This is a genomic window from Flavobacterium sp. DG2-3 (assembly GCF_030730925.1).
GTDB lineage: Bacteria > Bacteroidota > Bacteroidia > Flavobacteriales > Flavobacteriaceae > Flavobacterium.
The window spans coordinates 42,381-58,004 of sequence record NZ_JAVAMB010000014.1 but is presented as its reverse complement, the minus strand read 5'-3'; the positions used below and the strand labels follow the sequence as shown (position 1 = coordinate 58,004).

At 34.8% G+C, this 15,624-nt stretch carries 13 protein-coding genes; 3 read left to right on the top strand and 10 right to left on the bottom strand.

Features of this window, described 5'->3' with window-relative positions:
* Positions 1-17: 17 nt before the first annotated feature.
* The 4 genes from Q9Q97_RS17460 to Q9Q97_RS17445 form a co-directional block, all read right to left on the bottom strand.
* Positions 18-575, bottom strand: coding sequence for a hypothetical protein (locus Q9Q97_RS17460; RefSeq protein ID WP_306159430.1), 558 nt, complete (start codon positions 573-575; stop codon positions 18-20).
* 227 nt (positions 576-802) lie between these two features.
* Entirely contained in the window at positions 803-1,891 is a 1,089-nt protein-coding gene (locus Q9Q97_RS17455) for an efflux RND transporter periplasmic adaptor subunit (RefSeq protein ID WP_306159429.1), read from the bottom strand.
* Positions 1,892-2,100: 209 nt separating this feature from the next.
* Entirely contained in the window at positions 2,101-5,388 is a 3,288-nt protein-coding gene (locus Q9Q97_RS17450; protein WP_306159427.1) for an efflux RND transporter permease subunit, read from the bottom strand.
* A gap of 12 nt (positions 5,389-5,400) precedes the next feature.
* Entirely contained in the window at positions 5,401-6,786 is a 1,386-nt protein-coding gene (locus Q9Q97_RS17445; RefSeq protein ID WP_306159425.1) for a TolC family protein, read from the bottom strand.
* 174 nt (positions 6,787-6,960) lie between these two features.
* Between Q9Q97_RS17445 and Q9Q97_RS17440 the strand changes: the two genes are divergently transcribed.
* The 3 genes from Q9Q97_RS17440 to Q9Q97_RS17430 all read left to right on the top strand — a co-directional run bounded on the left by Q9Q97_RS17440 (position 6,961) and on the right by Q9Q97_RS17430 (position 9,340).
* Positions 6,961-7,998: a sensor histidine kinase gene (locus Q9Q97_RS17440; protein ID WP_306159424.1), complete on the top strand. Its 1,038-nt coding sequence runs from the start codon at positions 6,961-6,963 to the stop codon at positions 7,996-7,998.
* Positions 7,995-8,696: a LytTR family DNA-binding domain-containing protein gene (locus Q9Q97_RS17435; RefSeq protein ID WP_306159422.1), complete on the top strand. Its 702-nt coding sequence runs from the start codon at positions 7,995-7,997 to the stop codon at positions 8,694-8,696. The genes Q9Q97_RS17440 and Q9Q97_RS17435 overlap by 4 nt, the downstream gene beginning before the upstream one ends.
* A gap of 170 nt (positions 8,697-8,866) precedes the next feature.
* On the top strand, positions 8,867-9,340 hold the full coding sequence (locus Q9Q97_RS17430) for a hypothetical protein (protein ID WP_306159420.1): 474 nt from the start codon (positions 8,867-8,869) through the stop codon (positions 9,338-9,340).
* A 255-nt stretch (positions 9,341-9,595) separates the two neighbouring features.
* Here the strand turns inward: Q9Q97_RS17430 and Q9Q97_RS17425 are convergent, their stop codons facing one another.
* From Q9Q97_RS17425 to Q9Q97_RS17400, 6 genes are all read right to left on the bottom strand, one after another.
* On the bottom strand, positions 9,596-10,360 hold the full coding sequence (locus tag Q9Q97_RS17425) for an SDR family NAD(P)-dependent oxidoreductase (protein ID WP_306159418.1): 765 nt from the start codon (positions 10,358-10,360) through the stop codon (positions 9,596-9,598).
* A gap of 260 nt (positions 10,361-10,620) precedes the next feature.
* The gene (locus Q9Q97_RS17420; protein ID WP_306159416.1) at positions 10,621-11,346 is read right to left on the bottom strand and encodes an SDR family oxidoreductase; all 726 of its coding nucleotides are present in this window, start codon (positions 11,344-11,346) and stop codon (positions 10,621-10,623) included.
* A gap of 570 nt (positions 11,347-11,916) precedes the next feature.
* The gene (locus Q9Q97_RS17415; RefSeq protein WP_306159415.1) at positions 11,917-12,840 is read right to left on the bottom strand and encodes an AraC family transcriptional regulator; all 924 of its coding nucleotides are present in this window, start codon (positions 12,838-12,840) and stop codon (positions 11,917-11,919) included.
* A gap of 316 nt (positions 12,841-13,156) precedes the next feature.
* Positions 13,157-13,723 (bottom strand): 2'-5' RNA ligase family protein, encoded by a 567-nt coding sequence (locus Q9Q97_RS17410; protein ID WP_306159413.1) that lies wholly within the window; start codon positions 13,721-13,723, stop codon positions 13,157-13,159.
* A 25-nt stretch (positions 13,724-13,748) separates the two neighbouring features.
* Entirely contained in the window at positions 13,749-14,060 is a 312-nt protein-coding gene (locus Q9Q97_RS17405) for a hypothetical protein (protein ID WP_306159412.1), read from the bottom strand.
* Positions 14,061-14,582: 522 nt separating this feature from the next.
* Positions 14,583-15,614 (bottom strand): AraC family transcriptional regulator, encoded by a 1,032-nt coding sequence (locus Q9Q97_RS17400; RefSeq protein ID WP_306159411.1) that lies wholly within the window; start codon positions 15,612-15,614, stop codon positions 14,583-14,585.
* Positions 15,615-15,624 lie beyond the last annotated feature (10 nt).

The window sequence follows — 15,624 nt, the reverse complement described above, 5'->3', positions numbered from 1 at the left end:
GTAATTTAATTATAAAATTATGTATTGTATTTTTTTTGTGCTTTAGCATAGCCATTGTTTTCTCCAATAGTTATTTTATCTTCTTCTAATTTTATAAAAAACTTTTTATTTTGGTCATCTTTATAAAATTGTGTATATAGTGATAAAGCGTTTTCAGAGTATTCTTTAATTGTCCGAATATCCCATTTTAAATCGAAGTGTTTTGATAATCTTTTCAGTATTACAATAGCTTGTTCTTCTGAATTTAATGCGGTCTCATAGTTTTCAAGAGTTTTTAGAACATCACTTATAAAAGCATCTCTAATTTTTTGATTTTCGAAAGCTGATCTAATTTCTTTATCAAGAATTCTAGGGATTGGAATTCTTTGCCTCTTACTTTCAATTTTAATTGGGTTATCAGAATTAATTGGAATTCTAATTTTCACCTTTTGCCTTTTTCCATCAACAAGGAAATTAGTTTCTTTATCTATATGAACATCATTTTCAGGATTGTCAAAATTTTTAATTTCTCCAGTTCCACGCTTGTGATCATCAATTATTATAGTTTGATTTTTAATTAGATTTTTTAAAGACATAATAATAGTATCTATGAAAATTAAAATTTCATGTATATTTTCCCAAATATATTAATTTTTGGATGTAGCCTTTATAAGTAATTTTACCTGATTTTTTATTCTTAATTTAAAAACAAAAAAAAACAGTCCCTCCAAAAAAGAGGAACTGTCCTTAGGCAAATTTTTAGATTTGCATTCTAACGAATGCGTACAGTTAATGGTAATCTACTAAAAAGGCTAAACGCAGGTTATTCGTTTATGGTGTCGCCTTCTTTAGTTTCTTCGCTGGCAATTTTTACCAATTTATCATTTGGAGTTAAATCGCCAAATATTTCTACTTTATCATCGATTTCTCTTCCTTTTTTAACGTCAATTCTGGTTGCTTTGTGGTTTACTACTTTTACCACATACAGCCCTTCTGCAGAACTTACTAAAGCCGTTTTTGGAATTACGTATGTGCTGTCTTTCGCGTTAAGCGGTAACAAAACTTCGGCAACCATTCCTGGCAGTAAATTTCCTTTGGTGTTGTGAACATCCATTTCGACTCTTTCAGAACGTAGTTTTAAATCTAAAGCGCCAGACATTCTGGTAATTTTTGCCGTAAAAGTATCGGGTAACGATTTTACATTAAAACTCATTTCGTCGCCCGGATGCAGATATCCTGTGTACAATTCCGGAACCGAAACCGCCAAACGCAATTTACTCTGCTCCTGAATCGTCAATAAAGGCAAATCTGAGCCTTTTCCTGCTGGCCCAACAAATGTTCCTAAATTGACATTTCTTGCGGCTACAACACCGTCAAATGGCGCACGAATTTCAAGATAACCTCTCATAATCGAGATTTCTTTGTGTGCTGCAATTGCTGCTTGATATTGTGCGTAATCAGAATTCTTTTTACCGCTTGCCATTTCTAAATCGTTTTTAGAAATTGTTCCTTCAACCTTGCTTGTTTCGTACAAACGGTTGTACGTGCTTTTGCTGGTTGCATAAATCGCTTCCATCGATTTTAATCTCGATTCGGCAGCCGCCAATTGCGAACTGATTTCTGGTGCTTCTAGAACAATCAAAAGCTGTCCTTTTTTTACTTTAGTACCAATATCTACTTTTAAAGTTTTTACGAAACTGCTCACTTTGGCATACAAATCAACTTGTTGAAAACCTGTTAATTCGGCTGGCAAACGCAATTCTGTAGTCAGTTTTTCTTTCGCTAAAAGGAAAGTTTCAACTTTAGGTTCGATTTCTGGTTTCGCAGTTTCTTCTTTTTTCTTTTCGCAACCGCTTAATACAACTAATGCCGTAAATAATAATGCAGATGATTTTATAATGTTACTTTTCATTTTTTGGTTTTATATAATGAATATGTTTTAATCTGTTCGTGTAATTTTTAACACATAGAAACATAGTTTTTCTTTGCGTATAGAAGGCGTTTCACTAATCTAAGTGCACATAGTTTGGCTATGTGTGAAAACTAGTTTTTTCTTTTACCTCTTTTTATTTAAAACTCAAATCTATGTTTCTACGTGTTTAAAAAAATATACTCAACAGGTTACTTTCCAACTTTCGACTTACTTATTGATGAAATATAATGGATGCTTTCTGGATCTTCAGGATCTAAAGAAACAGATTGTGTCGATGTTTTTTCTTGTGCCCACGCAAAAATCTGCGGAAGGATTAATAATACGGCAAATGTAGAAAATAATAATCCGCCTATTACTGCTCTTCCTAACGGAGAAACCTGATCGCCTCCTTCGCCGTGTCCGATCGCCATTGGCAACATACCCGCAATCATCGCCACAGAAGTCATGATAATTGGACGAAGACGCAACGCCGCCGCTTCACGAGCCGATTCTAGGGCATTTCCGTTTATTTTGCGCAATTGCTCGGCATTCGTGACCAAAAGAACGGCATTGGCAATAGAAACTCCGACCGACATAATGATTCCCATATACGATTGTAAATTCAGTGTAGAGCCTGTAAGTGTCAGCATTAATAAGGAACCTAAAACTACCGCAGGAACTGTCGTTAAGATTACTAGCGAAACTTTGAACGATTGGAAATTAGCAGCCAACATTAAGAAGATTACAAAAACGGCAACCAATAATCCTGTTTGTAAACTACTTAATGTTTCGGTCAATACAGTACTTAGTCCAATTGGCGTAATAAACAAACCACGAGGCAATTCGCCCAATGAACTAATTGTTGACGACACATCTTTTGATGCCGTACCTAAATCGGTTTGGTAGATGTTGGCCGTAACGGTAATGTATGGCATGGCTCCTAAATTGTCGTTTTCACCGCTTACAAAGCCTGGTGTAATTTTGGCAACGTCGCTTAAAACAGGACGAAGCGAGTTCTTTAAAACCGGAATTTCTCCGATATCGGTTTTGCTTTTCATTTTATTCAACGGAACCTGAACTTGTACCGCGTATGATAATCCTGCTCTTTCGTCAACCCAGTTGTTTTTTTCGGTGTAACGAGAAGAAGAAGTCGATGCTACCAACGAACGTGAAATGTCGTTCATATCAACGCCTAATTCGGCAGCACGAGTTCTGTCAATATCAATATTCATTGCTGGATAATGAATTGGCTGTCCAATTTGTACGTCTCTGAAATATGAAATCGCTTTTAGTTTGTCTACAATTTGAGTCGCGTACAATTCGTTTCGTTTTTTGTCTTTTCCTGCCACTCGAATTTCGATTGGAGTAGGAGAACCTTGGCTCAACACTTTATCCGTTAATTCGATTGGTTCGAAAGAAAGTTTCGTGTCTGGTAAAACCTTTTTCAAACGCGCTCTAAACTCGTCTTTAAAGTCGTCCATATCTTCATGGTAATCTTTTAAACTTACCTGAAAAACCGCTTCATGTGAACCCGCCATGAACAAATAAATCGGGTTAATCGAGAATAGAGAAGGGTGCTGACCCACATAAACAGAAGTGATTCCGATATGCTCTTTGCCCACCATTTTTTCTAATTCTTTCAATACGACTCTGGCTTGTTCTTCAGTTCTTTCCAAACGCGTTCCGTCAACGGCGCGCATTCTTAACTGAAACTGACTTGAATTGGTTCTCGGGAAAACGTCTTTTCCGATGAAAGTCAAGAATACTATTGCTAGAACAGTTGCCACAACTAAATACGTAATACTCGTTATTTTTTTATGAACAAACAATCGGTCTAAAGTGCGCATAAAACGGTTTCTGAATTTTTCGAAACCACTCACTTTTCCGTCGTTGTTAAAATCTTCCCTTTCGACCATTTCCTTTTTCTGTGCAATTAAATCTTGCTCAGATTCTGGAGTTAATCCGCAGGCGTTAAACTCTGCTTCGTCGTCGGTAATATTTGGTTCGTGTGCGTGTTTTGTGTGCGCTTTCATCATCCAGTTGGCCATTACGGGAACAAAAGTCTGAGAAAGTAAAAACGAAATCACCATTGAAAATCCAATTGCTAAAGCCAAAGGCAAGAACAATGCTCCCGGAATTCCGACCATTGTAAATGCTGGAGCAAATACCGCCAGAATACAAAGTAAGATCAATAATTTTGGCAAAGCAATTTCCTGACAGGCATCCCAAATGGCGAGTGCCTTGGGTTTTCCCATGTCGAGATGCTGGTGAATATTTTCGATCGTTACGGTACTTTCATCCACCAAAATACCAATTGCAAGCGCTAATCCTGACAATGACATCAAGTTGATCGTCTGCCCGAATAATTTCAGGAATAAAACTCCAGAAATTACCGAAATCGGAATCGTCATAATTACGATTAACGCTGCACGTCTATCTCCCAAGAATAATAAAACCATTAATCCTGTTAAGACCGCACCAATAATTCCCTCTGTAATCAAACTTTTTACCGAGTTGATTACATAAACCGACTGGTCAAATTCGTACGTAATGTTTACATCTTCAGGAAGCGTGCTCTGAATTTTAGGCAGTTCTTTTTTCAATTTCTGAACCACATCCCAAGTTGAAGCATCTCCTGCTTTTGCAATACTAATATAAACCGAACGTTTTCCGTTTACCAAAGCATAACCCGCTGTGATATCGGCACCGTCTTTTACCTGAGCAACATCGCCCAGTTTTAAGTTTTGAACACCGCCTTTGAATAACGGAATCTGCTCAAAATCTGCAATTTCTTTAATGGTATTATTCGTTGGCGTAATATAGTTTTTGTCGCCCATACGCACGTTTCCAGAAGGAGCCGTTTGGTTGTTCAAACGTATTGCTTCTACAATCTGGTCTGGCGTCATATTATGCGAACGCAATAAATCTGGATCTACGTTAACCTCAATTGTTCTTGGGCTTCCGCCGAAGGGAGCCGGAGATAATAAACCAGGAATAGAAGTAAACGAAGCACGAACATAAACGTTGGCTAAATCCTGCAATTCGTTATTAGATCTAACTTTAGAACTCAAAACCAATTGACCAATCGGCAATGAAGAAGCATCAAAACGAATGATAAACGGAGGCTGTGTCCCGGGAGGAAATGCCGCCTGAATCCTGTTCGAAAGTGCACTTAACTCGGCAGCTGCCTGCGCCATGTTGGTTCCTTCGTAATAGGTTAATTTCATAATCATTAACCCCTGAATATTTTTGGTTTCTACCGATTTGATACCGTTCGAAAAAGGCAAAACGTTCACGTAGTTTTTGGCAAAATAAGCTTCCATCTGGTCTGGCGTATAACCTCCAAATGGGTGCGCGATGTAGATAACCGGCAAATTCATTTTCGGTAAAATATCTACCTTAATGTCTTTGATGGCACCGATTCCGAAGAAAAATAGACCCGCAACCAATACTAAGATCGATATGGGTTTGCGGAGTGCAAAACGTATTAAATTCATTTGGCTCTATAATTAAAATTCATTTATAAATAAGTCAAAATTTCCTGTTGCTGCGACTTTCAATAAGTACGACTGCCACACATTATTATTGACAATATCACGATCGATTTCGGCGCGGTTTAAAACATACATCGTCTGCGTTAAATCAGTCAAATCGGTTAAGCCGTTTTTGTATAAAGTCGATTTCTGAATGTACGCTCTTTTGGCTGCATCAACCTGAATTGGCGCTTCGGCGTAGTTTTCTAGAGTGATTCTGATTTTATCTTCAGCAAAATTCAACTGCGATTTCAATTCGCGATCTGCCTGATTGTATTCTTCCTGAATCGCCTGCGAAACAAATTTCTGAGCGCTAACTTGTTTGCTCGAACGGAAAGGCGTGGTTAGATTCCACGTAATTCCAACGCCAATTAAATAGTTAGAACGATCTGGATTTACACCGTCCCAATAGTTTCTGCTGAAAGCGGTTTGATCTGTCGCGTATGAATTTTCAAATCCTGAAGCTCTGGTTTGCAATACGCCAAAAGCAGTCATTGTTGGATAATAAAATCTTTTGTACAGTTTCACCTGTTGATTGCTGTAATCAATTCTCGTTTTGTACAATTGTAACAACGGATGAAGACTGTCTGTCGAAGCTTCCGTTTTAATTAAATCTTTCGGAATCTGCGTTACAAAAAGTGTATCGGCAACAAAATCCTGCGGTGCAACGCCCATCAAATCAACCAATTTGTTGTTTTGCTCTTTAACGAAGTTTCGAGCCAAATTCAAAGCGATTTTAGCTTTAGAAACTTCAGCTGTTGCTAAAGTAGAATCTACTCCAGCCAATAATCCGTTTTTCACTCTCGCGGAAGCTGTCTTCTTAAAAACTTCTGCGCGGGAAAGATTTTTTTGCTGTGAAATCAGTAATCGCTGGCTTGCCAAAAGATTTAAATAAGCAGCCGAAATTTTAATTTCCTGTTGGAATTTTTCCTGCTGTAAATCTTTTTCTTTAGCCTGAACATCAATTTTAGAAAGGTTGATTTTTTCTTTCGTTTTTCCGAAGGTGAAAAAATCCCAATTCATGTTGACTAAATACAGCGCTCCAAACGCCGAATTCCAGTTTTGTTCAGGAAGAGGTAAACCTGACGAAGCAACTCCTAAACCTCCAAATCCGTAAAGCGGTCCGTTTTGTCCGTTCACAGTTCCGTAATCCTGCTGCGCCGATAAATTTAAGTTGGGCAGATAATCACGACGGGATTGTTTTAGAGTCTCTTTTGATGCATTGGTGTAATTGCTTTTTGCTCGGATAGAACCGTAGTTTTCAAGACCTATCTTTACAGCTTCTTTTAAAGATAGGGTTTGAGCATAACCGATTGAGGCAAAAATCAATAAAAATAAAAAGGTAATTTTTTTGAAATACATAAACTCAAGGTGTGAAATAAAATGTTTTTGATGAAACAAATTTATTTCTCTTATGCTGATAAAAGTCAGGTTAAGTGATGTACTGCACTAGTAAATGACGAATTGAATTTGTCATTTTTTGAAAAAAATAATTAAATATTTGTTCGTACTTTGTAAACTATTTCAAAATTAAGAATGAACAAAAGAATTGATAACATACTGGATAACAAATGGTGGCAGGAGGTTGCCGTTGTCCTTTTCTCCTTTACAATTTATACCTTAAAAAATGATTGGATGTTATTCAGTTCTTTCATTTCTATTTTAATGGGTATATTTTTCTATTGCATTTTGTACATGCACGCCCAATTTAACCGCTTTTTTTTACTGCCAATTTTATTCAAATCCAATAAACCTTTTACGTATATCATTTTAACGCTTTTTGGAGTTTTTGTCTTTTCGGTCATTTTGTACGAAATCACAATGTTGGATATGTTTGCCAAATGCCATTTGTATCAAAACTCGCATCAGAGAAGTTATGCGTACCAATTGGCGAGCGTTTTAGGAACTTTGGTCTGCATTCTGAGTCCAATTATTGTATTTAAGTTTTATCGTATTCACAGAAAACAAACCGATGCGGCTTTATTGTTCAATCAAATGCAATTGAATTCATTGAAAGGACAATTAAATCCGCATTTTTTATTTAATACTTTTAATACACTTTACGGAATCAGTCTTCAGTTTCCAGACAGAACTCCCGATTTGATTATGAAAGTTTCGCAGCTAATGCGCTATCAATTAGAAAGCAACAGCAAACAATGTGTTTCTTTAGAAGACGAATTGGAGTTTATAAACAGTTATGTGCAGCTCGAAAAAGAACGTGTTGGGTATCGTTGTGATATTACTTTTGAAAGTCAGGTAGACAACGAATATACCTATAAAATTTCTCCCATGCTTTTAATTGCTTTTATCGAAAATGCCTTTAAACATGGCACTTGCGCGATTGAAAGATGTTTTGTTAAAATTACGATTACAGTTGAAAATGGTTTGTTGAAATTGCATGTTTCGAATTCGATTCCGAAGAAAAACGATGTGATTTCGACCAAAATAGGCTTAAAAAATACGATCGAACGTTTGAATTTAATTTATGGAAAAGACTATAAATTGAATATTAACGATGACAAACAAACCTACATTGTTGATTTAGAAATTCAGCTAAAAAAGTTTGTAGGATGAAAGAAACAAAGAAATGTATCATTGTAGATGACGAACCCGCAGCGCATTATGTTCTAGCGAATTATATCAAACAGAATCCGCAGTTAGAATTGGTTTTTCAAGGTTATAACGGCATCGAAGCGATGAATTATCTCCGTGAAAATACAGTCGATTTAATGTTTTTGGATATCAACATGCCCGAAATTTCAGGAATGGAATTATTAAAGATTATTCCGAATCATCCTAAAACGATTTTAACAACGGCTTATTCTGAATTTGCTTTAGAAAGTTACGATTACGGCGTAATTGATTATCTGCTGAAACCAATTTATTTCCCGAGATTTTTAAAAGCTATAGATCGTTTTTTTTCAACAGAAAATGGAAAAGCAAAAGAAGAAGAAACCATTGTGAATACCGTAAGCGTAAAGGTTGACGGTTATATTATGGATATAGAACTGGATCAGCTTTTGTTTGCGCAAAGTTTCGGAAATTATGTGAAACTTCATACTACTAAACGAACTTATTTGGCTTCTATAACGACCACAGAATTTGAAAAATGCCTTCCAGAAAAGAATTTTATGCGCATTCATAAATCGTATATCGTGGCTTTAGATAAAATTGATGCGACAGAAAAAGATTTTGTTGTCATTAAAAATGAAAGAATCCCAATAGGAATTACTTATAAAAGAGAATTGACGGATAGGATTAAGAAAAATTAGTGTTCAGTGGTCAGTCCCGAAGTTTCGGGATAGTGTTCAGTTTTAATTAATAGTAAGAAGGCTGAATATTAAAAAAACCGACCATTTGCCACTAAAAAATATTTATTTTTCATAATAAAAAAAGTAGTACTTTTAATACGTTACTTAAAGTTCAACTTAAAAGAGAAATTATGAAAAATGCATTTTTGATTTTTACTTTTTTATGCAGTAGTTTTTTAATTGCGCAAGAAGGAACTAACATGAAAAAAGTAATTACACCGCCAGAAAAGGTACGGTTTACTTTTGAAAAAGAATATCCCGGAAAGGTTCCAGTTTGGTCTGAAGAATATGTGGGTGACGATGCAGACGAAGTTAGGTATGAAGCACGATATAATGTAAACGATACCACCAAAGCGGTAGCAATTTATGACAATCTAGGAATCATGAAAGCTTTTGAATTGGAGATCGCTTTTAGAGATCTTCCGATAAAAGCACAGTCCTATTTAAAGAAGAATTACAAAGCGAAAGCGATTCAAGAAATTGCAAAAGTAGTAGACGATAAAAACAAAACAACTTACGAAGTCGGCGTAATAAAAGACACTAAGTTTTATGATGTTGTTTTTGATAAAGACGGCGGTTTTGAAGTCTCAATCGAAAAGAATTAAAGATTTTACTAATTCAAATATTATTTGAAATGACAAACCCGATAAAGTTTTTAAAGCTTATCGGGTTTTGTTTTTGGATTTTGTTTCAAGTTTCAAGTTGATATTCTTTGTGTGTTTTTAACCGCAAAGAGCGCAAGTTTTTTAAACTATACGAATAGAAATGCAAGGTTCGCAAAGCTTTATGTGAAAAACTTTGCGAACTTTGCGAACCTTGCGTAAATCTTTGCGTGCCTTGCGGTTAAACCTGAAACCTCTTTACAACATCATTCCACCAGAAACTTCAATTCTTTGTGCATTTACCCAGCGAGATTCTTCACTGCATAAAAAGGCAACAACACCGCCAATATCGTCTGGCAAACCAACTCTTCCTAAAGCGGTTACAGAAGCGATTTGCTGATTCATTTGCTCGTTATCACGAACGACACCACCTCCAAAATCTGTTTCTATGGCACCAGGAGCTACAATATTCACTTTTATTTTTCTAGCGCCCAATTCTTTTGCCTGATATTTTGTCAAAGTTTCCATTGCACCTTTCATAGAAGCATAAGCTGCATAACCTGGAAACGAAAATCTTGCTAAACCAGTTGAGATGTTCACGATTCCTCCGCCATCATTCATTTCGTTTAAAGCTTTTTGAGTCAAGAAGAACGGACCTTTAAATTGGATATTAGTTAATAAATCGAAGTCGGCTTCTGTAGTTTCGATAAATGATTTATGGATTCCGATTCCAGCATTATTTACTAAAAAGTCAAATTTGTCTGTTTTGAAAGTGTTTTTTAAAGTTGTTTTTACAGCTTCGAAAAAAGAATCAAAAGTTCCCGAATCAGCGACATTTAATTGTAGGGCAGCTGCTTTTTGACCCAAGCTTTCAATTTCTGAAACTACTGCATCAGCTTCTTCTTTTTTGCTGTTGTAGGTTATAATTACATCTAATCCTTTTTTTGCAATTGCAATTGCCATGTTTTTTCCTAAACCTCTGCTACCACCTGTAACAAGAGCTATTTTTGTATTTACTGCCATGATGTTTATTGTTAATTGTTTGTTGTTTGTTGTTTGTTGTTGTCTGTCTGAGCGGAGTCGAAGACTTTTACGAGTTTTGCTGGTTAATAATTTTAAACACATAGAAACATAGGTTTTTTGTTTTCGTTAAAAGAGAGCTGAAAGAAACTAGTTTCTCACACATAGCTGGAAGTGTAATTCTAGACGCTAGCTATGTTTTTTTAAACAAGTGAAACGCCTTTTATAAATTTCTAAATCTATGTTTCTATGTGTTTAATAAATTAGTTAGAATGCAATGCCTCAAATGATGCCTTCAATTCTGGTACGCTTGCGTTCAATCTCGTTTCGCTGGTTCCGAAAGTAAGTTCTTGTCTGCCTTCTTTCAACTGTTCAAAAATCGACTCAATAAAACTGCTTACGCTTGGGTGAGCGTCGTGAAGTCCGATTCCGCCTAAATCGGTGTTTAGTGCTGGTGGAATAATCTCGACTACTTCAATGTTTTTTTCTTTTAATAAATGACGAAGTGAAATCGTAAACGAACGGAAAAATGCTTTTGTAGCCGAATAAACTGGAACTTTTGCAAAAGGTGAAAATGCCAATCCAGAAGTTACATTCATTACAGTTGTAAGTGATTTCAATTGAATGAAAAGCGAAGTTAAATGTAACGGAGCTTCTATATTTGTTGCTAATTCCGATTTCATACTTTCGTAAAAATCAGCATCGGTTACAGATTTCCAGTTTTGAATTCCAGCGTTGTTTATTAATACATTCAAATCAGAATGATTTTCTTTGATCCATTCGTAAAGTTCAGTTCGTTCTTCCTCTTTAGAAAGATCACATACTTTGGTAATGACATCTGGAAATTTAGCTTTTGCTTCCTCTAAAAGAGAAGCTCTTCTTCCGCAAATAATCAAGGTATTGTTTTCTTTCAGAAATCTTTCGGTAAGCCCAAGTCCGATGCCGCTTGCGCCACCGGTTATTAAAATTTTGTTGTTTGATAAATTCATAATTTTAATCTTTTAATTTGATGAGACAAAGGTATAGCCAAAGCAGATTGGAGAGTTTGTAAATATCAAACCGATGTTTGCGAAATTCAAATCAGAGGAATGAAATTCCAATTTTTTAAATTCCAAATTCCAATTCTCATTTTATGTCTTCCTGAGCGGAGTCGAAGGACACGCAAAGTATATCCACGATGCGGATGTAGCATGAGAACCTTCTCCCGAAGCGTCGTGGCGTTTAGGAGAAAAAGAATACGGAATTGCTTATTCTAAAAAAGAATCCGAAGGATTCAAATGTTTATAGAGTACATATCACCCACGAATTATATGACCCCTTCGGGGTCAAACCCAACTGACTAATTATTATGCTATAAACATTTGAATCCTTCGGATTCTCTACAATCTAAGCTCTACAATTTAATTCTAAAATCAATAATTTAAAATCAATAATTTAAAATCAATAATTTAAAATCAATAATTTAAAATCTACAATCTAAAATCTGCAATCTAAAATCTGCAATCTAAAATCTGCAATCTAAAATCTGCAATCTAAAATCTGCAATCTAAAATCTAAAATCAGCTTCTAAAAGCAATCGGCGTAAAGGTGGTCTGTTTTTTAAAGAAATTAGAAAAATGTGCTAATTCTTCAAAACCAAGTGAATAAGCAATCTCAGAGATGTTCCAATCGGTTTGTTTTAAAAGGATTTTTGCTTCGTTGGTTAATCTGTTGCTGATTAATTCGGTGGTTGTTTTTCCTGTGTTTTCCTTTAAAACTTTATTTAAATGGTTGACATGAACTGATAATCTTTCAGCAAAATCTTTAGCGGTTCTTAATTCTAATCGCTGATTTGGCGATTCAATTGGAAATTGTCTTTCTAATAATTCAGCAAATAAAGAAGAAACTCTCGCAGCCGAATTGTGCTTAGAGTATAATGCTGTAATGGGTTGTAACTTTTGTCCGAAGTGAATTAATTCGGCAACATAATTTCGGATTAAGTCGTACTTATATATATAATCAGAATTGATTTCTTTTTGTATTTTATTGAATATCAGTTCTACTTCTAAAACTTCTTCGTCTGAAAGCTGAAAGATTGGATAACCATCTGAGGCAAAAATAGGCAGTTCGTCCAAGTCGATTCCACTTTTACTTTTAGAGAGAAATTCACTTGTGAAAACGCAAAATTGTCCTCCTTGATTAGTATCCTGCGGAAGGTAATTGTATGGAATTTTGGGAGTTGCAAATAACAATCCCTGTTTTTCTATTTCGATTACTTTATTGGCATATTCTGCTTTATTGTGTCCTCTAATCAAACTTATTTTATAATACGCTCTGCGGTCATAAGGCATTCCAGGTTTTCCTTTCATACGCTCTAGAAGTTCTTTTATGTCAAAAACATTAAAGTGTCCGATTTCTTTCTGAATGTCATTTGGAAGCAGTGAATTTGGATCTACAGTAGATCCTTCGGTAATGTCTTTGTAAAATGAGTCAAGAGATTTCATAGCATTCGAATTTGCGAAAATCAAATATACGAAAAAAGTTTTTTATGCCACGAAGACGCTAAGGCACGAAGTTTTTTGTTTAACCGCAAAGGGCGCTAAGAATTACGCAAAGGACGCAAGTTTTATTTATGTAAGAATTAGAAAGTTCGCAAAGCTTTGTGCATTTTGCTAGAACATAGCCCAAGGTTTCAACCTTGGGTACATTTAGGGATGAATTCGTTGTGTACCCAAGGTTGAAACCTTGGGCTATGGTTGAAATGGAGAAATTAGAATATTTAAAAAACTTTGCGCCTTTGTGCCTTTGTGGCAAAACCAATTAAAACAAACTTCCCTGTACAAATTCTGGTTGGGGATTATTGCCAAAAGGAAAAGCATCAATTACAAAAAACTGTTTTACAACAGGATCAAATTCTCTTAAAACAATTGAATCGCAAAGAAAATTAAGGTCAATTGTGGTAAATAATTCAGTGGCTTTTTTAAGATTTTCAGGAGTTAATCTTCGACCGATTGACATGTGCGGATCGTCACTTTTTTTGAGTTTTAAAGATTTCAGGGTTTCGTGAATCTTTTTCATTATTGGTATTAGATTCATTTTAGATTCATCGTTGACACCAATGTAAAACGCGCCAGCATTCTCATAAAATCCAAAATGATCTAAATGTACTTGGGAAGAGGTAAAATTATCAGCAATTTTAATAAGTTTCTTTTTAGCGGAATCCAGTTGAGAGTCGTCAATTTTAAATTCACAGATAGTAATATGAGCTTCTGAATTGCAGCTGCTGTACCATTTTTCAGGCACATTGCTTTTCAAATCATCTTTCATTTTTTTGACTGGACCCACAATGTCTTTCGAATAAAATACAACTGAATATGTTTTTTCCATTTTGGATATTTTAAAGAAAACAAATTTAAAGCTTTCCTTTCAAATGCAGCCTATGCAGGATTTCCGATTTCAATAAACCGCTTCCGCCTCCAAAATGTTCAATAACTTCGACGTCGGGCTGATGTTTTAAGCAGAAAGAAGTGAACTCTTTTTCGACATGATCTTCAATTGCAGAACTTAAAAGTACAATATCTATTTTGTTATTTTGAAAGTATTCTTGAGCTTCTTTTTCGTTATTAAAAGCAACTCCATTCCAGTTTTCATCTGCGTTAACTAGACGAAGCAAAATAGCTAAAATAGCTTCGTTTTTTCCGAGTAATAAAAATTGTAGCTTCATTTTTTTTGAGATTCTGAGTTATTAAGGTACTAAGCTTCTAAGAAATTGTCTAATTATCTAATTGCATTCGCAAATGTAGTCAGGGATTTAGAAAAATAAACTTAATCTAGGACAAGAAATGTATTTTTAAGAAGTTTTTCGGAAGGAATCTAGTATTTTCTTTTACAAAATTTAGTTAAAGTTGATTTTGGCAATATTTTGCTGCACAATCATTTAAGCTTTTTGGTTTGTTATAATGATGTTAATTTTTTGTTGAATGAGGAAAACCGTAAGGGAATCTCTGTTGAGCCTTTTAATTTTGGGCTGTTGAAATTTAATAACAATGCTGTTTTTACCTTTTTTAGAATATCATTTTAAGTTTTAACAATTCATGTTTTTTGGAGAAACATTTTTTTTGAATTAAATTTTGACATATTCATTTGATCGTGGGTACTTGTATAAGAGTTTGCACTATACATTAATGTCTAATTTTTTTTAGGGTTTTAAAAGGAAGTCGACGGACTGAATTTTAGAACCCTTTTTTTATACGGCAAACGAAAAAGCTAATAAGAAAAACTGAATAATATCGGTGTTGATTTTAAATTTTTGAGGCGAAAATCCGTAATAGCTTTTGAAAGCTGCCGAAAAATGCGAAACGTCTTTATAGCCACATTTGTAAGCTGTTTCGCTTACCGTAACCGTTTTGCTTTGAAATAATTCTTTTGCATGTTCCATTCTCAGTTTGATGATATAGCTCCTAACAGTCGTTCCGAAACAAGCTTTAAAACCTTTTTTAAGTTTGAATTCGTTTAACGAAATAAGTCTGGAAAGTTCCGGTAGAGTAGGGGTGTTTCTATAATCGTTTTCTAATATTTTTTTTGCTTCTAAAAGCTTGCTAAAATCTTCTTCGCTAATTTTTTCTGAAGCTAAAGGTTTTGTATCTACTGTTTCAAGCTGATAAATAAGGAGTTCTTTAATTTTACTTTCGATATAAATTCTTTTTAAAACGCCTTCTCTCGTACAGTTTTTTATTTCTGATGTTACCCACTGAATTGCTGGCGTAAAAGGAAGATATTTTGTTGTTAAATAAGAAGATTGCTTTCCCAGAATTTTTTTCGAAAATTTCTCATGCAGCTGCCAGTCTTCGTTTATAATGTTGTAATAGAATTCCTTAGAAAGTATAATCGACATGTAATTTATCTGCTTATGGGCCGGAATTTTAAAAGAGCCTTTAAAATTATTGGTATAAAATATATTGTGTGTATTTTCTTTAGAAAACTTCTCACTTTCCAATTGGTCAATATAAGTTTCTACATTACTGCTGTAAATAAAATTCATAACAATAGACTCTTCATCAATTTCAAAGAGAACAGTTTTAGAACTTGAGAAATATAACTGAGTATCAAGTAGAACCAGTCCGTCGGTTATGAGATGTCTGCTAATTATTTGTTCTGAATCTTCATTCTGTATATTGACATTTTCTTCGGTTAAAATACTTTTTGGATAATAGTTAGCTCCAATTTGAATTTTAATTATAGGCGTTTCAGAAGTTAAAATAGTGGCGTTGATTTTCAAAATTTAATCC

What these genes read in the sequence shown, in the direction of transcription:
- Q9Q97_RS17460 (WP_306159430.1), bottom strand. Translation starts at nt 575, where the DNA reads ATGTCTTTAAAAAATCTAATTAAAAATCAAACTATAATAATTGATGAT.
- Q9Q97_RS17455 (WP_306159429.1), bottom strand. Translation starts at nt 1,891, where the DNA reads ATGAAAAGTAACATTATAAAATCATCTGCATTATTATTTACGGCATTA.
- Q9Q97_RS17450 (WP_306159427.1), bottom strand. Translation starts at nt 5,388, where the DNA reads ATGAATTTAATACGTTTTGCACTCCGCAAACCCATATCGATCTTAGTA.
- Q9Q97_RS17445 (WP_306159425.1), bottom strand. Translation starts at nt 6,786, where the DNA reads ATGTATTTCAAAAAAATTACCTTTTTATTTTTATTGATTTTTGCCTCA.
- Q9Q97_RS17440 (WP_306159424.1), top strand. Translation starts at nt 6,961, where the DNA reads ATGAACAAAAGAATTGATAACATACTGGATAACAAATGGTGGCAGGAG.
- Q9Q97_RS17435 (WP_306159422.1), top strand. Translation starts at nt 7,995, where the DNA reads ATGAAAGAAACAAAGAAATGTATCATTGTAGATGACGAACCCGCAGCG.
- Q9Q97_RS17430 (WP_306159420.1), top strand. Translation starts at nt 8,867, where the DNA reads ATGAAAAATGCATTTTTGATTTTTACTTTTTTATGCAGTAGTTTTTTA.
- Q9Q97_RS17425 (WP_306159418.1), bottom strand. Translation starts at nt 10,360, where the DNA reads ATGGCAGTAAATACAAAAATAGCTCTTGTTACAGGTGGTAGCAGAGGT.
- Q9Q97_RS17420 (WP_306159416.1), bottom strand. Translation starts at nt 11,346, where the DNA reads ATGAATTTATCAAACAACAAAATTTTAATAACCGGTGGCGCAAGCGGC.
- Q9Q97_RS17415 (WP_306159415.1), bottom strand. Translation starts at nt 12,840, where the DNA reads ATGAAATCTCTTGACTCATTTTACAAAGACATTACCGAAGGATCTACT.
- Q9Q97_RS17410 (WP_306159413.1), bottom strand. Translation starts at nt 13,723, where the DNA reads ATGGAAAAAACATATTCAGTTGTATTTTATTCGAAAGACATTGTGGGT.
- Q9Q97_RS17405 (WP_306159412.1), bottom strand. Translation starts at nt 14,060, where the DNA reads ATGAAGCTACAATTTTTATTACTCGGAAAAAACGAAGCTATTTTAGCT.